Below are 24,347 nucleotides of genomic sequence, written 5' to 3'. Positions count from 1 at the left end.
TGAGTCAAAACTAGATATGAAAAAAATTTTAAATGTCCTACTGAGTACAATACCTCACCTGATATTTTGGGGTTGGAATCTTATTTTTCTATCGGTTGTATATTTGGGTATTTTGCCGTTCATTGGCATATTCCTGATATTAGCGACTATTGCAGGACAGGTTCCCATTGAGTTTTCTATATCTTTAGCAACATTAATATTAGTGCCTTTAGCTTGTACTGTTGTCGGCGCCTCTCAATTTAGTAGACAACCAGGAGAATTACTGCGATTATTTTATGGTGTAGAGGCGCCTTTAGTTTTACTGTGTGGGTTACGGCTATTTATATTTCGAGAGCTTACACCTGCTAGTATCCAAATTCTGGGAAGTATAGTAATTTGTATTACCGCTTTCGCGATGGAAATGCTATATGGATACGTCGGTGAAAAGCGGAGTATAGCATGGGTACAAATGCTAGCACATAGTTTAATGCTGTTTTTCGGTATATATGCTGGCGCCATATTATGTTTTTATGCGTTACCTGTAGCAGCTTGGTCAATAATAGAATTTTTAAGGTTTCAGTGGGCTATTGATTTTTGGAATGCATTTATACAACATCCATTATTAACTCTTCTTGGGTGGATACCAGCAAGTATGATACTGTTTGGCATAACTTGTTCTTTATTTATAGCAATGCCATCTCTGGTAGCATATTTATATACTGCATCTGGAATCAAGATACTAAAAGCATTTGCTACACAGTATGGAGTAAAAAAGGCATTCGCTGGATTTTTAGGAGTTTCAATTTTTACGCTAACTCTTTTCTTCTCATTCCAAAATCAACCACAAGTTCAAGCTTTTTCTTTACTTGCTAATACTCCACAAACCGATAGTAACCGTCAAGCACTACTCGCTAAATCAGAAACGATACGCTCCGGATTAGTAAATGCTTATTTATCTAATTACCGCTACCTCAGCAGCGTTAAGGATAGTAACCAAATTGAGGTAATGTATTACCACATGACTGGTTCTCGTGTAATTAGCAAAAACATTCAAAATCTCTACAATCAATTGATGTCACCGTTTTTGTACAAAGGTAAAGAGAGTGACGTAGAGAAAGCAGAAAAGCTTTATGCTCAATTTTTTGACACACCAATACAAAAAGGCGAACAAGAAGCAGTTAATCATGCATTACAATCAACTTCTAACCTAGATGAAGCTAAAGCTGGTTTACTAAATCTCAATCAGAGAAAAGTTTGGTTGCGAGAGCAAGAAGTTACAGTTAAAGAACATGGAGACTGGGCAGACGTACAACTTTATGAGGTTTACGAAAACAAAACCAGAGATGTACAAGAAGTATTTTACTCGTTTTCTTTACCAGAAAGTGCAGTAATTACAGGAATTTGGCTAGGGGATACAGCAGATTTATCCAAGCGCTTTGAATATGTAGTTTCTCCTCGCGGCGCCGCTCAAAAAGTATACAATCAACAAGTGCAACGAGAAAGACCAATTGACCCAGCTTTATTAGAACAAGTTGGGCCAAGACATTATCGGTTACGTGCATTTCCTATACCACCCGAAAGAACACCAGCAGAACTTAGTTCTCAACCCAACCGTCCGAAAGAAATGCATATGTGGCTAACTTACAAAGTCATGCGACAAAATCAAGGTTGGGCATTACCACACTTAGGCGAAAAACGAAATATATTTTGGACAAAACAAACAAAACGTAACTTTAACGGCAATCATCAAAAAACAGATAATTGGTTACAAACATATATACCAGCATCCAAGGCGCCTCAACCACAAATTAAAGAAGCAACATTATTAGCTTCCACAGAAAACTACAAAATTACAGCAAAACCCTTAGCTCAACAAGATTACAAATTACCGCAAAATCAGCGCTTCGCAATTGTCCTAGATACTTCCCGCAGTATGAACGCGCACATCAAGGAACTAGAAAAAACCTTCAACTGGCTTAAAAATAAAGGTTTTGCCAATAATCAACTATCCGATAACGATGCTGATTTATACATTACATCTATTCCAGGAGCAGAACCAAAGCGAATTGATGATATTAACCAATTTAAACCAGCCAAAATGACCTTTTACGGCGCCATGCAACTTAAAGAAATGTTACAGCAATTTGACAAACTGCGTGGAGATACTAAATATGATGGCATTTTGGTAGTTACAGACGAAGGTAGTTACGAACTATCCGACGACAAGAAGAATTTTCCTACCGTTACCTCTCCATTATGGATGGTGCATTTAGGCGCCCTTCCCAAAGCATACGATGACAACACGCTTAAAGCCATAGAAAACAGTAGAGGGGGAGTATCTACAAATATAGAAGAAGTACTTTATCGACAGGCAACAAAATCTGCTCTCGGTAACACCGTCGTTAGCGTCATCGATCGTTACGCATGGTTCATGGAGAAATTAACCACCCCTACCACCCCAACACCTAATACTTTCGACTCTTTAGCAGCAAGACAACTAATATTAGGCTTAAGTCGCGAGAAAAACTTAGAACAACTAACAGAACTCGATGCAATTCATGAATTAGCCAAAAGGTTTAAAATAGTTACGCCTTACTCATCAATGATAGTATTAGTAAACGACGAACAACGGCGCCAGCTAAAAGAAGCCGAAGCACAAAAAGACCGTTTTAACCGCGAAGTAGAATCAGGCAAAGAAAACCTAACAAAACCTAACAATCCTTTGAAAAATGCCTCAATTCCAGAACCATCAAGTGGCGCCGCACTTTTAGTCGCAGGAATCACAATTTTTGTAATTACCAAAAAAAGGCAACTCAACAAATTAAATACTCATTAGTACTGAAGTGGAGATTAATCTCTTCTTGTGGAGCGGGCTTAAGATTGCCCGCCCTATTAACAGGATTTGACTTGAATTGATGAAAATTGGCTTCAGCAACAGCCTTTTTTTGTTGAGGTGTGACTCGACGGCTATTAGACATATTGTGGCATTTCAATTTCTAAATCATCCATTAGTGCAGTTAATGAGACTCCGCGAATACTTGCTAATTCTGCCAAATATTGTAGACGTTGTGCTTGCAGTTTTTCTATCTGTTCAGTTAAAAGTAATAAATGTTGATGTTCTTCGACTGTTAAAGTTTCAGCTTCACGTTTAACAATTAATTCGTTGTAAACTTTTTGAGTATCTAACGGAATATTCTGATTTATTTTTCTTAATAACTCTGCTTCATTTTTCGGCAAGCTTGTAGCTTTACGTTGCGCTTGCAGTTCGATTAATTGAGATACAAATTGTTCCAAATCTTCTTGACTCAACTGTTCAACTGCTTTTAACAAGTCTTTTGATAACAGTTGCACTTAAACTTTAACTTTTGACATTTTTCATATCCTCAATGCTGTCAATTACTTTATATTGTAACTTAGCTCTCTCTAAATTCCCGCCTACCCAGTAACGACGGCAAAAAAGATAACCCACTGCACAGGCGCCTGTGCCACAAGATTTAGAATTAATTACAGGATAGAACAGGAGGCGCGGATGGTGTCGCTTTAGGAACTTGAGCAACAAGAACTACGCTCCCATCAGTACTCTTAACCCAGCCTTGCGCTTCAATTATTGTGTTTTGAGAATTTAGCTCTTGAAAAGGGATTTTATATGTATTTGATATGTTACTAATATTATTGTCTAAAGTTGCAAGCGACATAGTACTAATTGTACCTGGTAAAAGTTCTAAAGGACTTGGGGGCAAACTACCACGTCCAGTAATAGTAAATTCGCCTAAAAGTTTATCACCAGGATTCACAGGGCAAATTTGAGCTACCCTTCTAGTCGCATCAACAACTTCTTCTGGTAGTTCTATTATTGCTTGAGTAGAGTCAACATCAGGGGTATTAATTTCTGTACTGCCAATCAAATCTGGACTGGCGCCTGTTGCTGTAATATCGCTTTCAGAAGTAGTAAAATCACGAGCTTGTGTACCAAAGATACCTTGGGATATAATTTTGACTCGACCACCGCGAAAGTCGGTAGAGTTGGCGCCAATATCGCTGTCTTCAAATGCAGCTAATACATCAGCATTGATATTAATATTACCACCAATGACGTTGGCGCCTGTAGCATTAGTAGTTATGTTGCTACCACGACGGAGAATTAAAGCTTGGGTATTAAGATTGATAGTTGCTTGTTCTCTATTTGAGTCTTTGTTTGGACTGCGAGTGTTAGCGTTGAAAGAAGCTTTATTATCTAAGCGGGTAATATCAGCATTAATAGTAAGAATACCTGCATTACCTGTCCCATTGCTATTCACAAATACACCAGCACCATCACGTGCCAGTAAATTTCTGGTGTTAACTATTAAATCTCCAGCATCCCCAGTTGAGTTAGTTTCAGCAGAAGCAAATAAACCACTGACAAACCCACTATTCGCAGACTTACCAATTAGTTGTACCCCATTATCAACATTTACAGTTAAATTTCCGCCTCGACCAGAACTAAATGTATTCGCTAAGACCTGCGCTCCATCCCGCACTATTAAATTTTGGGTAGTAATCTTTAAATTTCCTGCATCTCCTGTTGAACCTACTCCAGCAGCAGCAATTAAACCACCAACAGAACCATCAACAGATGTACCAATCAGTTCTACTAAATTTTCGGCATTAACCGTCAAATCTCCTGCCCTACCAGTTCCTAATGTTGAAGTAGATACTCGTGCCCCATACCGTACAAGTAAATCTTGGGTTTTAATCGTTAAACTTCCTGCATCTCCGGTTGAACCTTGTTGAACAGAAGAACCTAAACCACTAACAAAACGACCATTAAAAGAGGCGCCAGTTAGTTCTACCTTTTTAGAAGCGTTTACAGTTAAATTACCTGCTTTACCGATGTCAAATGTTGAAGCACTTATCTGGGCGCCATCTTGTATAAATAAATCTTGGGTGGTAATCGTCAAATCTCCTGCATCCCCTGATGAACCAGCGAGAGCAGAAGTAGAAAAAATTGTAGGAAGAATACCATTAGCTGATATACCAACAAGTTCTAATTTACCTGTTGCATTAACAGCCAAATTCCCTCCTTTACCCTGACCACCTGTAACTGCAATCACCTGTCCACCATCGCGTGCAAGTAAATTTTGAGTGTTGATAGTTAAGTCTCCCGCGTTCCCTGTTAGACCTTGGTTTGCGGATGTACTCAATCTGCTGCCAATCACTTCCACATTGCCGTTTGCATTAACCGTCAAATTTCCTCCCTTGCCGACACCAGATGTTTCAGTGATAACTGCTGCTCCATCTCGTACAAGTAAATCTTGGGCGGTAATCGTCAATTTTCCGGCATCACCAGTTGAACCTTCGTTAGCAGAGGCGCCCAAACCACTAAAAAAACGACCGTTAAAAGACGTACCAATTAGTTGCACTGATGACGAGGAATTGATAGTTAAATTACCTCCCTTACCTTTACCAGATGTACTAGTATTAACCTGTGCCCCATTTTGTACTCTTAAATCTTGGCTGGTTATCATTAAATCTCCTGCATCTCCAATCGAACCATTCTCAGCAGAAGTACTCAAACCACTAAAAAAACGACCATCCGCAGATGTGCCAATAAGTTCTACACCACGGTCAGTATTAACAGTTAAATTTCCTCCTTTACCTTGAGCAAAGGTAGAAGTACTAACTCGTCCCCCTGAGTAAACCTTGAGACTACCTGCGTTAATCGTCATACTTCCTGCATCTCCAGACCCAAAAGTAGTAGTAGTAATATTGCTGAGACCAATGGGTAAGCTAGGTGAGCGACCCACAACCTCTACTGAATCTTTGACATCTATCGTTAAATTTCCTCCTTTGCCTGTACCAAATGTACTAGTTGTAACTACTCCACCATCACGAATACTTAAACGACCTGCACTAATATTAAGAATTCCCGCATCAAAAGACCCAAAAGCATTAGTAGAGATAGTGCTGGAAGCATTAGATGAATTACCAATAACCTCTACAGACTCTTTGGCATTTATGGTCAAATTTCCTCCACGACCACGCAAAGCTCTAGTGGTAATATCTCCACCGTCATTAATGCTCAATCGTTTCGTATTAATAGTTAGTTGCCCACTATTTCCAGTACTGAAAGCGCTGGTCTCTAGTCTACTTCCTGTAATGACTGTCTCTCCTGTTTGTGGATTAATAAATGTTGTTGAGCCACTTAAATTAACCGAATCTAAAGCGTTAATTAATAAATTTCCACCACTACCACGTCCTGATGATTGTGTACTAATTCTTCCACCGTTAGTAAGCGTAAGCAATTGTGTTTGAAGTTCAATATTGCCACTATCTTCTTGACCAGTGCTGGCAGATGAAATTAAAGCACGACCATTTAATAAAATGGATTCATCGGCAATAATACGAATATCGCCACTTTCTCCCTGATTAAGATTTGAAGAATTGATGAAAGCATTATCACCACCAAGGGTAAGGGTTCTCGTTCTGATTTCAATATCACCAGATTTACCTATCGAATTTAATATACCATTAGTATTAATAATACTATTGCCGTCAAGACTGATATTATCCTTAGCATTTAAAATAATATTACCCCGATTGTTTTGAGTATTATTCACAATAAAGCTTTGATTTGTGAGGCGAATAGATTGAGCATTAATTGCAATATTTCCGGTATCACCTAAAGAGTTTTGCAAACCTGAATTTGAAATCTGACTAAGACCATTCAACGTAACATCACCAGTTGCATCAACAACTACATCGGCAGCAGCAACACCTGCTTGACCTTCTCCTGCTAAAAGAAGCGTACTAATATAGCTATTTCCAGAAAGGTTGAGGTTACGAGCATTAACTTTTATTGCACCCCCTCCTGTTGTAAAAAGGAAGGAGTTTTTTTGAAATAATACATCTGCCCTTGATACACCTTCAGGAAAAGCTAACTGCATCTGATTACCGCTTCCAATTAACCCAACGCTACCAACTCCGGCAAGTCCGCCTAATTCTGCACGGTTATTTCCCACACCCCATTGACCATCATCAAACGTAACATTTCCGCCTACCCAATAACGACTTCCCTGTAGGGGTGAAAATGAACTAGTAAGTACAGCATCATTACTATTTGGACGAATTCGGTTGATAATTCCTTGAGAATTAGGGTTAATTTGATTAAAAAATAACGCTGAAGGATTAATAGTTAACAAACCAGGGCTAATAGGGTTTGTCGCACTAAAAACTCCCTGGTTGCCAAACTGCACTCCATTTGCTGTTGTTCCCATAAATGAACCACGTATATCTAACCGCGCGTTTTGACCAAACAAAATTCCATTAGGATTAATCAAAAATAAATTTGCGGCGCCGTCTACACCCAATATTCCAGAGATATTAGAAGCTTGATTACCTGTTACACGTGTTAATATATTTACTACTCCCGACGGATTGTCAAAATATACTCGTTGACCATTATTTATATTAAGTTCACTGAAACTATGAAATAAGTTACTACCACGCTGGGCGCCACCATTAATTAAATCAGTAATGGCGCCGTTGATTAGTACATTCGGGGTGATTTTGGATGCTTCTGTCGATAGCGTATTGTCAGGTGTAATTTGTGCTTGAACACGAGTACTATTAAATACTAAAAAGCTACATAATAAAAGCTGTTGAGGCAAAACTTGCTTTTTACTCATGATGCTTATACCCCTAATAATTATGAAAATGATAATTAAAGTTTTTTATTAAGCTTACATATATCAGTATTTCTGACTAGAATCAACTCATGCAGCAAATATAAGACTAAATGAAAAAAATCAATGATATTCATTACCAATTGTTGAATCTGATTGTCTAAATATTTTTCTACAAAAGTTAAATCTCACCTGATGTTGGGGAAATATAAGTAGGTGACGAGTTTAGAGTGTTGAGGTTAAACGATGTTATCTGCTTCGAGGGTTCCTGGCTACGTAATAACCGAAGTAATTCATGAAGGTTTAAACACAATAGTGTATCGGGGAGTATCGCAGTCAAAATCAGAAAAAGTAATTTTGAAAGTTTTGAAAGCGGAGTATCCTAGCTTGGAAGAGATTACGCGGTTAAAGCATGAGTACAGTATTACCCAAAACCTTGATATAGAAGGAATTGTCAAAGTCGCGCGTTTAGAAGCTCAAGCATGTCACTATATATTAGTGTCAGAAGATTTTGGTGGTATCAGTCTGCAAAAGTTTCTTAGCAACGAACGATTATCTCTCGTCTCATTTCTCAGCATAGCTGTACAACTTACTAAATCCTTGATGTCACTGCATACCCACCAGATAATCCATAAAGATATTAAACCTTCAAATATAATTATTAACCCAGAAAGCGGAATTGTTAAACTCACCGACTTTAGCATCGCTTCACGTAATCGTCACTCAACTGTACAGTTAGTAAGTTTGACTAAGTTAGAGGGAACGTTAGCATATATTTCCCCTGAGCAAACCGGACGAATGAACCGCACAGTAGATTATCGCAGTGATTTTTACTCTCTGGGTGTTAGTTTCTATGAAATGTTGACTGGGCAGTTACCGTTTAACAGCGATGATGCTTTGTCCATTATTCATTCTCATATTGCTAAACAGGCGCCATGTATTTTGGATTTTAATCCAAATATACCATCAGTAATAGCTGCGATTATTACTAAGTTGATGGCAAAAAATGCCGAAGACCGCTATCAAAGCGCAGCAGGGTTGTTAGCTGATTTGGAGCGTTGTTTAGATGAGTTGAAGAATACAGGTAAAATTACTGAGTTTTTGCCAGGGGAAAGTGACCGTATTTCCCAATTAAATATTCCCCAAAAGCTGTATGGAAGGGAAAAAGAAGTTGAAACGCTACTAACTGCTTTTGACTCGGTTAGTCAAGGGGAAAGTCAATTGATGCTAGTTGCAGGTTACTCTGGAATTGGCAAATCTTCATTAGTACATGAAGTCCATAAGCCAATTGTACGGCAACGCGGATATTTCATAAGTGGAAAATTTGACCAGTTTCAGCGTGCAGTCCCTTATTCATCGTTAATTCAGGCATTTCAGTCTTTGATGCGGCAGTTATTAGTCGAAAATGCCACACAACTATTTAGCTGGAAAGAAAAATTAACTAAAGCGCTAGGTAACAACGGTCAGGTAATTATTGATGTAATTCCAGAATTGGAATTAATTATAGGAGTCCAACCACCTGTTGTTGAGTTGGGTGCAATGGAAAGACAAAATCGTTTTAATCAAGTATTCTGTACATTTGTTAGCGTTTTTACGCAGCAAGAACATCCTTTAGTTATATTTTTAGATGATTTGCAATGGGCAGATATTGCTTCACTCAAGTTAATGCAGCGATTAATGACTGCTAGTAGTAGTAGTCAGTATTTATTGTTAATTACTGCTTATCGTGATAACGAAGTTAGTCCAACACATCCATTTATCCAAACTGTTGAAGAAATTAAAAAAACTGGCGCCACAGTTAATCAAATCAGTTTACAAAATTTAAATATATTGCAAGTACAGCAATTAGTAAATGATACACTTCATATTACTGATGACTCTATCACTAAATTAACATCATTACTATTTAATCAAACATCGGGTAATCCTTTCTTTCTAACGCAGTTATTAAAGAAATTTTATCAAGAGCAATTACTCAAGTATGATTTTACTTCAAAATGCTGGAAATGGAATACAACACAAATTCAAAGTTTTGGCATCACTAACCTAAGTATAGTAGAATTAATGGCAAGCAATATCAGTAAATTGCCTACTGCTGCTCAAGAAGTATTGCAATTAGCTGCTTGTATTGGCGCCACGTTTAAATTAGATATATTAGCGACAATAACCGAAAAATCGGCATCCGATATCATTAAATTATTGTGGACTGCAATCCAACAGGGATTAATTTTACCATTAAACGATAATTACCAGGCGCCCACAGAACAGTTACAACTAAATTCCAATGAGGAACTGCAAAAATTTGGTTTCGACGAAAAAGAGTTAGAATTTAAATTTTTACACGACCAAGTTCAACAAGCTGCCTATTCTCTTATTCCAAAACAACAAAAACAAATTACACATTTAAAAATTGGTAAGCTTTTACATAATTATTTTTCATCAGATATAGAAGCTCATAGTATAGATATTGTTAACCAATTAAACATTGGAGCCAATTTACTCACGAATCAAGTAGAAAAGGAAAAACTTGCTTTCCTTAATTTATTAGCGAGTCGAAAAGCCAAAATAGCAAATTCTCCTATTGCATCTGCTCAGTATTTAAATATAGGATTACAATTACTGCCAGATAACAGTTGGCAAACTCATTATGACTTGACGCTCAATTTATACGTAGAATTACTTGAAATTGAGTACTTAAATACTAACTTTGAGCGTTTGCAACAGTTATGCGAAATCGTCTTAACTCATACCCACAACATTTTAGATACAATTAAAGTATACGAATTAAAAATTCAGTATTGTAATTCTCAACTTCAGGCACAATTAGCAATTGACATTGGTCTTGATGTACTAAATAAGCTGGGAGTAACACTTATTGAACAATTACCTAAAGATATTGATTTTGAGCAATTGAATAATCTACCGCGAATTCAAGATAAATATCAAATAGCAGCATTACAAATACTAAATAATCTAACTTTTCCAGCTTATCAAACAAACCCCGATTTATATGTAAAACTTGTATTTACAATGGTGGATATTTGTATTAGGTATGGTAACTCTGAAATTGCGGCTTTTGTCTATGCATGTTGTAGTTTAATTTGTGGAGTAATGGGCGAGATTGATTTGGGATATGAATATGGTTTATTATCGCTCTTAATATTAGATAAATTTAATGCTAAAACTTTTGCAGCTAAGGTTTTAATGAGCTATAACAGTTCTGTTCGTCATTGGAAAGAACATAGTAAATTAACTATTAATCCACTTTTAGAAGCTTTTAACATAGGCGTAGAGACTGGAGATATAGAATATGCATGTATTGCTAGTATGTACTATTGTATTTACAGCTTTTTTACTGCTGAGACACTTTCTGTTGTAGATGAAAAATATCTAAAGTATTTTGATTATATTAAATATGTAAAGCAGGAGTTCTTTACTCATTGTAATCAGTTATGGCGCCAGCTTGCTTTGAACTTACAAAACTCTAATGAAAATAATTATTGTTTAATCGGAGATAGTTTTAATGAAGATGAAGTGTTGCCAATGTTAATTGAGTCAAATCAAATTACTTTAATCTTTGATATTTATTTTTCTAAGTCAATGCTAGCTTATTTATTTCAACAATATGAGCAAGCAATTGAGTATTCACGTTTAGCAAAAAAGTATGCAGCAGGTGCCGGTGCAACGATGGTGATTATACAGCATAACTTTTATTATTCATTAGCACTACTGAAAAATTATCCAAATGTTTCCACGCAACAGCAAGAACAATATTTGGCTACTGTTACAGCGAACCAAAATAAAATGAAAATATGGAGTTTTTATTGTGCTGCTAACAACCAGCATAAATATGACCTCGTGGAAGCCGAAAGATGTCGTGTCTTAGGTCAATATTGGGAAGCAACACAATTATATAATAGTGCGATAGAACTAGCATCGGAAAATGGATACATACAAGAAAAAGCAATAGCTTCAGAGTTAGCAAGTGAGTTTTATTTAGCGTCTGGGAATAATAAATTTGCTAAAATCTATTTGACTGATGCTTATTACGCATATCAGCAATGGGGGGCAACAGCTAAAGTTAAAGATTTGGAATCACGTTATCCTTATCTTACCATTCGTAAAAGCGAATCAACCTCTTCAACCCTAACTAATACAACCAACACCCGAACTTTTAATCATTTTTTATCTCTTGATTTGGCAACCGTAATTAAAGCATCTCAAACTATTTCTAGCGAAATAGTTATTAACAATTTACTTGCCAAACTTATGCATTTATTACGCGAAAATGCAGGTGCCCAAAAAGTATGCTTTATTGCGAATATTGGTGAACAGTTATTTCTAGAAGCGGTTCTGACAGAAGATAATGAGGTAAAAGTATTACAGTCACAACCGATTGATGAGTGTAATATTTTACCATTATCATTAATTGCTTATGTGCAACGTACTCTTAGACATTTAGTATTAGATAAAGCCATTCAATCAGATTTTAAGAAAGATATTTATATAGAGTTAAATAAAGCATTATCTATTTTAGTATTTCCAATTATTCATCAAAGTAAGCTTCAAGGAATTTTATATCTAGAAAACAACCTCACTAAAGCTGCGTTTACACAAGATAGAATTGAACTACTAAGTGTAATTGCAGCACAAGCAGCTATATCTATAGAAAACGCGCGCTTTTATACAAATCTAGAAAACCGCGTCGTCGAACGTACACAAGAACTACAAACGGCATTAGAGAAATTACGTCAAACTCAAATCAAGCTCATTCAAAGTGAGAAAATGTCAAGCTTAGGGCAGTTAGTTGGAGGTGTAGCTCATGAAATTAACAATCCAATTAATTTTATCTATGGAAATTTAACTCATACTCATGAGTATACTCAATCACTCTTTGACTTACTCAAAGTATATCAGCAAAACTATCCTAATCCTTTACCCGAAGTCATTGATACTACAGAAGAAATTGATTTAGACTTTATTCAAAATGACTTGCCTAAACTATTAGATTCGATGAAGAACGGCGCCGGACGTATTAAAAATATAGTTTTATCATTAAGAAATTTTGCCCGTCTTGATGAAGCCGAAAGTAAAAAAGTAAATATCCACGAAGGAATAGATAATACTTTAATGATTCTTCATCAAAGATTAGGCAATATTCAAGTAATTAAAGAATATGCAAACTTACCAGAAATATATTGCTTTCCTGGAGAACTCAACCAGGTATTTATAAATTTATTAAACAACGCAATTGATGCACTATTCACCACAACAAAAAAAGACCCAACAATTAGAATAAGTACTGCTTTAAAAGAAAATAATCAAATTGCAATTAGCATAATTGACAATGGTACTGGGATAAAACCAGAAATAAAACCAAAAATCTTTGACCCATTTTTTACAACAAAACCCGTGGGTCAAGGTACTGGTTTAGGGTTATCGATAAGCCATCAAATAGTACAACAGCATCAGGGACAGTTAGTTTGTTTATCTGAGTTGGGTGTTGGTACAGAGTTTACAATTTTACTCCCGTATTGATAAATACGTTTTTGTACCTTTGGGTCGATGCTTTGCTAAATCTAATTAGTAATATAGTTATCTGTTAAATAAACGCAGCTAGTAATGGCATCTCATATCAAAAATCAAGCCTGGATAGGTATTGCTCTTTCGTTCTATGCTTTTATAGCAATTGGTATTGCTGAAGGAGGGTTAGGTGTTCTTATTCCTTCTATTCAAGCAACGTATAACTTAAGTGCTGCAACAATTACACTACTTTTCATTAGTCAGGTTACAGGTTATGTAATAGCTGCTTTTTCCAGTAGTCTACTAAGTAGTCGTTTTGGACTCGCGCGCATGTTATTGTTAGCTTCTACGACTTTGACTCTAGCGCTAATTATCTACGCACTTTCACCATATTGGTTAGTAATGGTTGCTGCTGGTACATTACTTGGGTTAGGAATTGGGATAATTGATGCTGGCATTAATACTTATATAGCACAACAAGACAATGCTGATTTAATGGGAATTCTCCATGCTTTTTACGGTGTGGGAGCATTACTTGGACCTGGGGTGGCAACTACTTTGCTGGCTTTAAATTTAAACTGGCGCCAAGTTTATTTAGTTATTGCTCTTGTAGTAAGTATCACAATACTTGGAATGCTGTGGGCAGTAGTAAATAACTATAAGCCTTTAAATAAGAAATCATCAGCATCAAATACTAACGGTAGACAGAATTTAACTGTAGCTTTAAAAACACCAAAAGTATTAATAGCAGGTTTATTACTATTTGTATATGTAGGTGTTGAAGCATCAATAGGTAACTGGGCTTTTAGTGTTCAAAGTAAAGTTAGAAATACACCAGTAACTGTTGCTGGTTACAGTGTTAGCGCTTATTGGTTTGGGTTGACTATAGGAAGACTATTAACAGGACGTGCTGTAAAATATCTCGGCGCCACCCGCACGCTTGATTTATCTTTAATATTATTAGTAATCAGCGTAGTTGCTTGGTGGTTGTTGCCCCAGCAATTAATTAGCTTACCGTTAATGGGTTTATCTCTAGCTGCAATTTTCCCAATGATAATATGGTTAATGCCTTCTAGAGTATCACCGCAAATAGTACCCGCAGCGATTGGGTTTATTACAAGTGTCGCTTCTTTAGGCGCCGCTGGTATTCCAACTGCACTGGGATGGTTTGCCGCGCGGTTTGGGTTGGGTATTATTCCTGTGCTACTGTTGCCTTTAGCAATTGTAATGTTAATTTTACATCGATTATTACGTTAGACCACATCTAGAACGTACCCATGAAAATTTTATTAGTCTCAGATGATGGATTGCTGAGTGCCACACTGACTAAGGTGTTGTTGGCGAATCGCTACATGCTCGACAAGGCTTTAGATGTACAAGCCGGACTAAACCTAGCAACAGATGTGGAGTATGACTTGATTCTGCTGGATGTGCATCTGCCTTCCTTAAATGGAATGAGTCTGTGTGGGAAGTTGCGCGAGCAAGGCTACTTAAAACCGATCTTGCTCATGATCGCCAATGATGACGATGAAAATGTGGTAGCTCTTTTTAATGCTGGCGCTGATGATTACATAAGTAAACCTTTTGCTCCAGAAGTACTGTTAGCCAAGATGCGAACCTTACTGCGACGCAGTGGTGCTCTTGCTGCCAAGGGTGCTTTAAATCCAACGACTTTGACGTGGGGTAAGCTTTGTTTAAATCCAGATTCCGGCCGGGTAACAGTGGATGACCTTATCGTTGCTCTCACCGCAACCGAATATAATTTGCTGGAATTGTTTTTGCGAAACCCTAATCGTATTTTTAGCCGCAGTGCCATTTTAGACAAGCTATGGGGTTTTGATGAGGCGCCTACTGATCGTGCTATTATTACTCATATTAAAGATTTACGAAAGAAACTGAAAGCAAGCGGGTTAGTTGAAGACTTACTTGAAACTATTTATGGCATGGGCTACCGATTGAAGCCTGCTCCCGACTCGAACTGTTTAGACAATAATCAAGCTAGCAAAACGCAGTCCGCGATTAACCGAGTTTTAGAACGATTTCGCGATACTTTGAATGAACAAGTCGCCGTATTGGAACAAGCAAAGAACGTCTTGCTGGCAGGACAAACAAAAGAGTTGCAAGCGGCAAAGCTTGAAGCGCATAAGTTAGCAGGCTCGTTAGCGACCTTTGGGTATCCAGATGGGTCAAAGTTGGCGAGATCGCTGGAGCATTTATTAATGAAGGACTCGCCTTTTACGCTTGTTGAAATTGAGCGCTACTGTGAACTTGTTACAGCATTACAGCAAGCGTTAGCAAAAGCACCTATTACCCAGACAACTTCTCCAATTTCTACCACCCCAGCCTATAAAGTGCTAGTGATCGATGACGATGTGGCATTGACCGAGCAATTAAAGGCAGAATCCGAAGCTTGGGGGATACGGTTGAAGGTTGTATTTAATCTTACCGATGCTCGTTTGAGTCTCAAACAGGCGCCTCCTGACCTGGTTCTGCTGGATTTGAGTTTTCCTGATACAGAGTTAGATGGATTCACGCTGCTGCAAGAGATAAAAAAGCGAACGCCAAATCTCCCGGTAATTATCTTTACAGGCAGAGATAGTCTCACAGATCGATTAGCAGTCTCTCGGTTAGGGGCACGACAATTTTTGCATAAACCTGCAACTACTGAGCAAATATTTCGCACGATTACTCAAGTTTTATCCCCTTATAAAGCATCAAGAGCCAAAGTCTTAATTGTTGACGATGATCCAGCGGCATTAACTCTATTGTCAAGTATACTGACTCCTTGGGGGTTAGACGTTGTTACCCTCAGCCAACCCCAAAACTTTTGGGAGGTTTTAGTCTCAACATTGCCTAACCTAGTTTTGCTAGACTTGGAAATGCCTAATGTTAGCGGATTAGAGCTATGTCAGGTCGTGCGGCAAGATTCCCAATGGGGTAATTTACCTATCCTTGTTGTGACGGCTCACACGGATGCCGACTCGCTTGTTGGTGCGTTCGCCGCTGGTGCTGATGATTTCATCACAAAACCAGTTTTGGGACCAGAACTCGTGACCCGAATTCTCAGCCGAATTGAAAGAACTCGCCTACATCAAAGTATCGGAGCTACGGACACCAGCAGAAAGGAAGAATCGAGCTATGAAAAGGATTGAACAACTAAACCAACAATTTGTTAAAGACGATGCGGAGCGTTTAAGAATTGCCTTAAATGCGGCTCAGATGGGAATGTGGGATTGGAACCTAATCACGGGGGATATTAAGTGGTCTCCAGAACATGAGCAGTTGTTTGGTTTACCTCCTGGCTCGTTTAATGGTAGGTATGAAACTTTTGATGCTTGCCTGCATCCCGATGATCGAGACGCTTTGAGGGTCGTAGTTGCCGACTCATTGCGCGCTCGCATTCCTTATCAGCACGAATTTCGGGTAATTTGGGCAGATGGTAGCATTCATTGGATCGAAGGACGAGGGCAAGCGTTTTATGACGAGCTTGGGGAAGCCGTGCGGATGTTAGGAACGGTGATGTCCATCGATGACCGCAAGCGTTTAGAGAGTGCCTTAAAGCAGAGCGAGCAACAATTTCGCGCGATTTTTGAAGCTGAACCCGAATGTGTCAAGGTAGTGACGGCTGATGGGATGCTGCAAAACATGAATCCAGCCGGACTTGCAATGATTGAAGCCGATAGTTTAGAAGCAGTGCTTGGGCAATGTGTTTGTCCGCTGATCGAAACACCGTATCAGCAAGCGTTTTTAGACCTTACACAACAAGTAGCGCAAGGCAAAACCGCCATCTTAGAGTTTGAAATAATTGGACTTAAAGGGACTCGGCGTTGGTTAGAATCCCATGCGGTGCCGTTACAAGTCTCGGATCAAACTGAGGCTTTAGTTTTAGCAGTAACACGAGACATCACTCTTCGCAAGCAAGCTGAAATTGAACAAGTACGAGCCAAACTCGAACTTGAACAACGAGTAAGAGAGCGCACCGCAGAACTTACCACCGTTAACGATCACTTGCAACTAGCATTAATTGAACAACAACAGGCAAAACAGGAAATTGAAGACCTTTACAATAATTCTCCGTGTGGTTATCACTCGCTTGATGCAGATGGAAAATTTATTCGCATTAATGATACCGAACTCCAATGGTTAGGGTATACCCGCGCTGAAATTTTGCACCAGAGATTTGTTGATTTCCTTACTCCTGAAAGCAAACAGGTTTTTTACGAAAATTTTCCCAACTTCAAGCAGCAGGGTTGCATTCATAATTTGGAGTTTCAGATGGTTGCCAAAGACGGCTCAACCCGTTGGTTCAACCTGAATGCAACCGGAATTAAGGACGCTAAGGGAAACTTTATCATCAGCCGCAGCACCCTTTTTGACATCGACGAACGCAAACGCGCTGAAGCTGCTTTAAGCCATAGCGAAGAAAAGTTTCGCCAGCTTGCCGAAAATATTCAAGATGTATTTTGGATCGCGGATATCGCCAATCAGCAAATTTTCTATGTTAGTCCTGCTTATGAAACGCTGTGGGGACAGAGGTGTGAGTCGCTGTATCACAATTTTGGCGAGTGGCTCAATGCGATTCATCCGGAGGATCGCCCGCGTGTGGAGCAAACCTTACGGGAGAAGGCGCCGCAGGGCTATTTGGATCATGAGTATCGGGTGATACATCCCGATGGTTCGATTCGTTACATTCGTGATCGCGCCTTTCCCATCAAAAATGAAGTTGGAGAAATCATTCGCACGGCTGGCATCGCCGAAGATATTACTGAGCGGCAACGAGTTGAAGAAATCAAGAATGAGTTTATTAGCATTGTTAGCCATGAATTACGAACACCGCTCATGGCAATTCAGATGTCGTTAGGATTACTCAAAACAGGAATTTACGCCAATAAGCCAGAGAAAGCTCAACGCATGATCGAGATTGCCTCGATTGATACTAACCGCCTGGTTAACTTAGTTAACGACATTTTAGATTTAGAACGGTTAGAATCGGGTCGTGTAGTTTTAGAAAAAACGGTTTGCCAAGCTTATGAGTTAATGCAGCAAGCGGTAGACGGAGTACAAGCGCTCGCAAGTGGGCAAAATATTACGCTTGTGATGGCGCCAACTCACGCAAGCGTTTGGGCAGCAGGCGATACAATCGTCCAAACCCTGACCAACTTGTTAAGCAATGCAATTAAGTTCTCCCATACCTCCTCAGTCATTCATTTAGGCGCCGAACAACAAATAGATCACGTGTTATTCCACGTCAGCGATACTGGACGAGGTATTCCCGCTGACAAGTTAGAAACAATCTTTGGGCGATTTCAACAGGTCGATGCTAGTGATGCACGTTCAAAAGGAGGAACTGGATTAGGGTTGCCCATCTGTCGCAGTATTATTGAACGGCATGGTGGTAAGATTTGGGCAGAAAGTACCTTGGGCACTGGCAGTAAATTTTTCTTCACCTTACCTGTTCCAATATAAAATAAAAATAATTTATGACAGATAGAAAAATTTTAGTCGTCGATGATGAGGAACGCCTTCGAGAATTAGTGCAAGCGTGTCTGGAAGACCTAGCAGGGTGGGAGACGCTGACGGCAGCCTGTGGAGAAGAATGTTTACAAATTTTACAGACAGAATCGGTAAATGCCATTTTGTTGGATGTGTCCATGCCTGGAATGGATGGAATTGCTGTGCATGAGAGGCTTCAGGCGAATTCAGACACACGCTCAATTCCTATAATTCTGCTAACAGCAAAAGTTTTGCCCAGCGACCGTGCCAAGTTTGCTCAAATGGGCGTGAGGGGCGTGATTTCCAAACCGATCCAACCCGCTACTTTGGTGGCAGAAGTGGCAGAAATTTTAGGATGGGAAGAATAATTTAATAATTTAACCTTTGTAACGTAACTGTCATCTTTACTAAATCTCCATTTTTATAATTTAGCTTATTTGTGTATAGGTATAAAAGACCTTAAACCAATTGTTAAATGTAAAAGTTATGAAAGGTTTGCCTGCAACGGCTATGACCGCTAAAACAATTTTATTAATTAATAACGAACCCAATGTCCGAGAGATTCTGTACCTGAGTTTGACTGACTTTTGCGGATTGGAGGTCTTTCGTGCGGGTTCTTTGTTAGAAGGATTACAACGTGCTATTCAAGAACAACCGGATGCGATCTTACTAGCACTCTCTTCATCCGATAGCGATTATTTCACATTTTTGCAGAAACTCAGGACACAGCCTGAAACTCAAACCATTCCTGTGGTCATCTTAACCACTGGCGCCAAGTGGCTTGACTCAAAAAGGCTTCAGCAGTTTCAAGCGGTCGGGGCAATAGATTACGCTGCTGATCCAAGCTTGCTTTCCAATCAGATTACAAAGTTGCTGAACCTAAAGGCGCCTTCAATTGGGAATGGGAGCTAGACGCTTTAATAAATTGAAACAATCCAATTAGTCCAGAAAAATGGTTATCTTAATATATTGCACCATTCTCAACAAGCTCAAAGAAACCGGGCTTCTTTACGACAAAATAAGGGTTTATAGCAAAATTTTTCTCAAGAAGCCCGGTTTCTCGGACTGGTGCAAGATGTAAGTTATACAAGCTTTTTAAGTCTTGCAATTGTTACGAAATTGATACATTTCTTTAAATTTACTGGTTTTCTGAAAAATATTTCAATATAAAACGATTTATTAACAATTGGTAATCTTTACTAAGTCTTTACTTTCACTGCTTACAGTCAAGTTATTGGTCATTGACAAATTAAATTCTTGTCTAAGTCTAAGTATTGTCTGTGTTTTATCAACCACATTGTTTTAAGGAAAAAGTTTTATGGCTACTTGCCCTTGTTGTTCCAATCGAATGCTGCGCCATGTTCGCAATCGCCAGGTGTCTTGGTTCTGTCGTAGCTGTTGGCAAGATATGCCCAATATACAGGAAAAATCAGCTTCACACCTTAGTTTAGAACTCTTCCTGGCGCCGCAGAGAGTTTTGGGATTGAGCGCCAGTCGCTAAAAATTGAAATTTTACACCTTATTCATGAAAGTATTTGATCAATGGTTGTTAAAGCATTATCTCTGCGTCAAAACCAAACCACGTTGTCTTTTAACCACAACAATGCGCTTAATTCCACACCAACAACGATACAATTTCAGGCGCCGTCTATGTTAACTAATACCACTGTATGGCAGCTACGAGATAGAGATCGACTGCTATACGATATTGCACTGCGAATTCGACAATCACTTGATCTTAACACGATGCTGCAAACCACCGTGGATGAAGTGCGCCAATTTTTAAACACAGATCGCGTCGTGATTTTTCGTTTTCATCCCGATTGGACGGGCACTGTAGAGGTAGAATCGGTGGGTTCAGATTGGCTTTCTATTCGCTCGACCACCATTGATGAACCTTGTTTTGTAGAAGGATATATTGAACCTTTCCGACACGGGCTAGTTACTGCCAAAGCCAATGTTTATACTGCTGGGCTAACCCCGTGCCATCTGGAGTTGCTGACAAAATTTCAAGTTAAAGCCAATCTCGTCGTTCCGATTTTGCAAGGTGAGCATCTGTGGGGATTGCTGTCTGCCCATCATTGCTCCCAACAAAGACAATGGCAGACCATCGAAATTGACCTGCTCAAGCAACTGGCAACGCACCTGGGCATTGCTATTCAACAAGCTGAACTCTATCAACAATTGCAAACCGAACTAGAAGAACGCAAAGTCGCCGAACAAACGATTCGTGAACAAGCGGCATTGCTTGATATTTGCAAGGATGCAATCGCCGTTTACGATTTAGAGCATCGCATTTTGTTTTGGAATCAACGGGCTGAACGACTATATGGTTGGAAGGCAACCGACGTGCGAGGCAAATATGCAGCAGATTTGCTCTACAAAGTGGGAGACTCTGAATTCCAACTTGAATCAATCCAAGCAGTCCTCAATGAGCAAGGAGAGTGGGAAGGAGAATTACACCAAATCACCCAGGACGGCAAAAATATTGTAGTAGAAAGCCATTGGACTTTAATCAACGATGAAGCTCTTAATCCCAAATCTATCCTTGTCGTCAACACTGACATAACCGAGAAAAAACAACTCGAAGCGCAATTTCTACGTGCCCAACGGCTCGAAAGTTTAGGCACGCTTGCCAGTGGCATTGCTCACGATCTCAACAACATTCTTACCCCCATTTTAGCAACGGCTCAATTACTGCCGCTAAAATTTCCTGGCGCCGACCCCAAGCAGCAACAGTGGTTCCAAATTCTCGAAACCAATGCCAAACGCGGTGCAGATCTAGTCAAGCAAGTGTTATTATTTGCACGTGGCATGGAAGGTAAGCGTACAGATTTAGAAGTCAAACATCTACTGGCAGAAATTAGGCAAGTAGTTAAACAAACTTTTCCCAAATCAATTGATATTTCGCTTGATCTTGAGCCAAACCTCTGGACTGTGAATGCCGATGTCACCCAATTGCATCAAGTACTAATGAATCTAACGATCAATGCTCGCGATGCAATGCCACAGGGGGGAACCCTCGTTCTCACTGCTCAAAATATAACAATTGATAAGTATTATACGCGCATGAATCTAGATGCAAAAGTGGGTGACTTTGTTGCAATTACGGTTGCTGATACAGGAATGGGCATTGCAAAAGAAATACTCAATCGTATTTTTGAGCCGTTTTTTACCACGAAAGAAGTAGGCAAAGGAACCGGACTAGGGTTATCTACGGTGATCGGAATTATTAAAAGTCATGGCGGATTTGTAAATGTATATAGTGAAGTCGGTCGCGGTACCCAAATGAAAGTGTTTATTCCTGCTTTGCAACGGACAAAACGCGCACCTATTGAAGCAGCAACGCTTCCCACAGGACATGGAGAAACGATTCTCGTAGTCGATGATGAAGCACATATTCGCTCGGTGTCTAAAACAGCTTTAGAAACATACTACTACCAGGTGCTAACCGCTTGTGACGGTATTAATGCCCTCGCAGTTTATGCCCAACATCAAGCCGAAATTAAAGTCGTGGTCATTGACATGATGATGCCTGGAATGGATGGTATTACTACGATTCGTGCCTTAAAGCAATTAAATCCCCACGTCAAAATCATTGTTGTGAGTGGACTCAGTATGAACGAAGAGCTAGTTCGAGAAGTCGGCATTACCAATTTTCTGTTAAAGCCCTATACTATTAAAGACATGCTAGTTTTGTTGAACAAAAATTTTGAGCATTGTCCCTAGCTATAACGAAGTTGATTGTTGACCTTTCGTAATAAATTTTTGAGCTAGGTGTAATGCAAATCTTCGCGATTATGCCGCTTATGAAAATTCTGTTGGTAGAACATGACATATCACTCAGTACGGCACTGGTAGAGTTACTTAGAGCAAATCATTACAGTATTGACTTAGCCAATGATGGCGAAACAGGGTTAGACCTAGTGATGTCGGCTGAGTATGATTTAATTTTGTTAAACTGGCTCATTCCCAAAGCGGATGCTATTAGCTTGTGTCGGCAACTGCGATTGCAAGGCTACTGCAAACCAATCCTGCTATTAACTGCTTTTAATAGTGATACAAACATTATTGCCGGATTAGATGCTGGAGCAGATGATTACGTTATTAAACCATACAACCCAGAAGCATTGTTGGCAAAAATTCGGTCTTGGTTACGTCGAAGTGGGATAGTCGCATCATCCACATTAAGTTGGGGAAATCTCACTTTAGATCAAAACTCTGGCAAAGTAACTTGTGGGGAGCAGATAATTTCCCTCACCGCGAACGAATATAAACTGCTGGAATTGTTTTTACAAAATCCCAATCGCATCTTTAGCCGGAAATTAATATTAGATCGGCTTTGGGGTTTTGATGATGCACCGGTTGAAAATGCAGTGACAACTCATATTAAAGACCTACGCAAGAAGTTGAAAGCAGGAGGATTGACTCAAGAAATTTTAGAAACTGTATATGGAATGGGCTATCGCTTAAATCTTGTCCCAGACCATACTAATTATGTGACAACTTCGCAACAACAGGATATTCACAAAAAACCCCGCGCGAAAGATTTAGCTTCTGTAAATCGGGTATTAGAACGATTCCGCAATTCGTTTAGTCAACAGGTGACGGTGCTAGAGCAAGCAAAAACTGCGCTCTTAGCAGGGGACTTACAAGCGCAAAGAAAGCAGCAAGCATTGCATGAAGCACACAAGTTAGCAGGTTCAATGGGAACGTTTGGATATCCAGAAGGTTCTAAACTGGCGCGAGAATTAGAGGATTTACTCGGAAGAGAACGCACGCTGAATGCGAATGAAATTACCGAGTTTTCCCAACTGGTAACAGCATTGCAACACGAGTTGGCAAAACCACCTCTTACCCTTACTGCTCAACCTGCCCCTTTGCAGCAAACTCATCGTATACTAGTAATTGATGATGACACTACTTTGACGGAGCAGTTATTGGCTCTTGCTGGGGCTTGGGGAATGCGAATGAAAATTGCTCCCGATTTAATCACTGCTCGTGAACGCCTAGCCTTGGCAACTCCTGATGCAGTTTTACTAGATTTGAGCTTTCCCGGTAGTCAAGAAGATGGATTAACGCTACTAGAGGAACTGGTAGAAAGCAACCCGAATCTGCCAATTGTTGTTTTCACTGCACGAGATAGCCTTGCTGATAGATTGGTAGTATCACGCTTAGGCGCGCGGCAATTTTTACATAAACCTTCAACAATTGAGCAGATTTTTGGGGCGATAAGTCGTGTCCTACCTCAAACCAAACCATCAGTAGCCAAGGTCTTAATAGTTGACGATGACCCTGTAATCCTAGCTGGATTATCGCAGTTACTTACTCCTTGGGGGTTAGAAGTAATCACCTTATCTCAACCACAACAATTTTGGGAAATATTAATCGCAACCTCACCAAATTTAGTGTTGCTAGATTTAGAGATGCCAATAGTTAATGGCTTAGAGTTGTGTCAAGTTTTGCGCCAAGATGCTCACTGGGGAGATTTACCGATTTTGGTGGTGACAGCCCATACTGATGCTCAATCGCTTCAACAAGCCTTTGCCGCTGGAGCCGATGATTTTATCAACAAACCAGTGCTAGGCCCGGAACTCGTGACACGGGTAATGAGCCGCATTGAAAGAACACGCGCGCGTCACAGTCCAAAACTAAATATAGTACAAACATAGGGCTAGGGAGAGACAA

General features: G+C 39.4%; 12 protein-coding genes. 10 read left to right on the top strand and 2 right to left on the bottom strand.

The window, feature by feature from the left end; translation table 11 throughout:
- Positions 1-16 precede the first annotated feature (16 nt).
- Positions 17-2,815, top strand: a complete 2,799-nt coding sequence (locus DSM106972_RS03345) for a TIGR02921 family PEP-CTERM protein (RefSeq protein ID WP_127078783.1) — start codon at positions 17-19, stop codon at positions 2,813-2,815.
- 134 nt (positions 2,816-2,949) lie between these two features.
- Here the strand turns inward: DSM106972_RS03345 and DSM106972_RS03340 are convergent, their stop codons facing one another.
- Both DSM106972_RS03340 and DSM106972_RS03335 read right to left on the bottom strand, forming a co-directional pair.
- Complete coding sequence (locus DSM106972_RS03340; protein ID WP_233787772.1) at positions 2,950-3,330, bottom strand: STAS/SEC14 domain-containing protein; 381 nt, start codon at positions 3,328-3,330, stop codon at positions 2,950-2,952.
- 149 nt (positions 3,331-3,479) lie between these two features.
- Positions 3,480-7,646 carry a beta strand repeat-containing protein gene (locus tag DSM106972_RS03335; RefSeq protein WP_127078781.1) on the bottom strand — a complete coding sequence of 1,389 codons (4,167 nt, stop codon included), beginning with the start codon at positions 7,644-7,646 and terminating at the stop codon, positions 3,480-3,482.
- Between the two features lie 243 nt (positions 7,647-7,889).
- On the opposite strand from DSM106972_RS03335, the gene DSM106972_RS03330 reads away from it, so the two are divergent.
- The 9 genes from DSM106972_RS03330 (at position 7,890) to DSM106972_RS03290 (ending at position 24,331) form a co-directional block, all read left to right on the top strand.
- Entirely contained in the window at positions 7,890-13,181 is a 5,292-nt protein-coding gene (locus DSM106972_RS03330) for a trifunctional serine/threonine-protein kinase/ATP-binding protein/sensor histidine kinase (RefSeq protein ID WP_127078779.1), read from the top strand.
- A gap of 84 nt (positions 13,182-13,265) precedes the next feature.
- Positions 13,266-14,423, top strand: coding sequence for an MFS transporter (locus tag DSM106972_RS03325; RefSeq protein ID WP_127078778.1), 1,158 nt, complete (start codon positions 13,266-13,268; stop codon positions 14,421-14,423).
- 20 nt (positions 14,424-14,443) lie between these two features.
- Positions 14,444-16,318 carry a response regulator gene (locus tag DSM106972_RS03320; protein WP_127078776.1) on the top strand — a complete coding sequence of 625 codons (1,875 nt, stop codon included), beginning with the start codon at positions 14,444-14,446 and terminating at the stop codon, positions 16,316-16,318.
- Positions 16,305-18,632, top strand: coding sequence for a PAS domain-containing protein (locus DSM106972_RS03315; RefSeq protein ID WP_127078774.1), 2,328 nt, complete (start codon positions 16,305-16,307; stop codon positions 18,630-18,632). The genes DSM106972_RS03320 and DSM106972_RS03315 overlap by 14 nt, the downstream gene beginning before the upstream one ends.
- Before the next feature lie 14 nt (positions 18,633-18,646).
- Complete coding sequence (locus tag DSM106972_RS03310) at positions 18,647-19,027, top strand: response regulator (protein WP_127078772.1); 381 nt, start codon at positions 18,647-18,649, stop codon at positions 19,025-19,027.
- A 127-nt stretch (positions 19,028-19,154) separates the two neighbouring features.
- On the top strand, positions 19,155-19,571 hold the full coding sequence (locus tag DSM106972_RS03305) for a response regulator (protein WP_158632757.1): 417 nt from the start codon (positions 19,155-19,157) through the stop codon (positions 19,569-19,571).
- 406 nt (positions 19,572-19,977) lie between these two features.
- The gene (locus tag DSM106972_RS03300; RefSeq protein WP_127078768.1) at positions 19,978-20,160 is read left to right on the top strand and encodes a hypothetical protein; all 183 of its coding nucleotides are present in this window, start codon (positions 19,978-19,980) and stop codon (positions 20,158-20,160) included.
- A 41-nt stretch (positions 20,161-20,201) separates the two neighbouring features.
- On the top strand, positions 20,202-22,388 hold the full coding sequence (locus tag DSM106972_RS03295; protein ID WP_145837751.1) for a hybrid sensor histidine kinase/response regulator: 2,187 nt from the start codon (positions 20,202-20,204) through the stop codon (positions 22,386-22,388).
- 80 nt (positions 22,389-22,468) lie between these two features.
- The gene (locus DSM106972_RS03290; protein ID WP_127078766.1) at positions 22,469-24,331 is read left to right on the top strand and encodes a response regulator; all 1,863 of its coding nucleotides are present in this window, start codon (positions 22,469-22,471) and stop codon (positions 24,329-24,331) included.
- Positions 24,332-24,347 lie beyond the last annotated feature (16 nt).

Source organism: Dulcicalothrix desertica PCC 7102, assembly GCF_003991905.1.
Lineage (GTDB): Bacteria > Cyanobacteriota > Cyanobacteriia > Cyanobacteriales > Nostocaceae > Dulcicalothrix > Dulcicalothrix desertica.
Note: the sequence above shows the minus strand (reverse complement) of the source record. Positions and strands in the feature narration are given on the sequence as shown.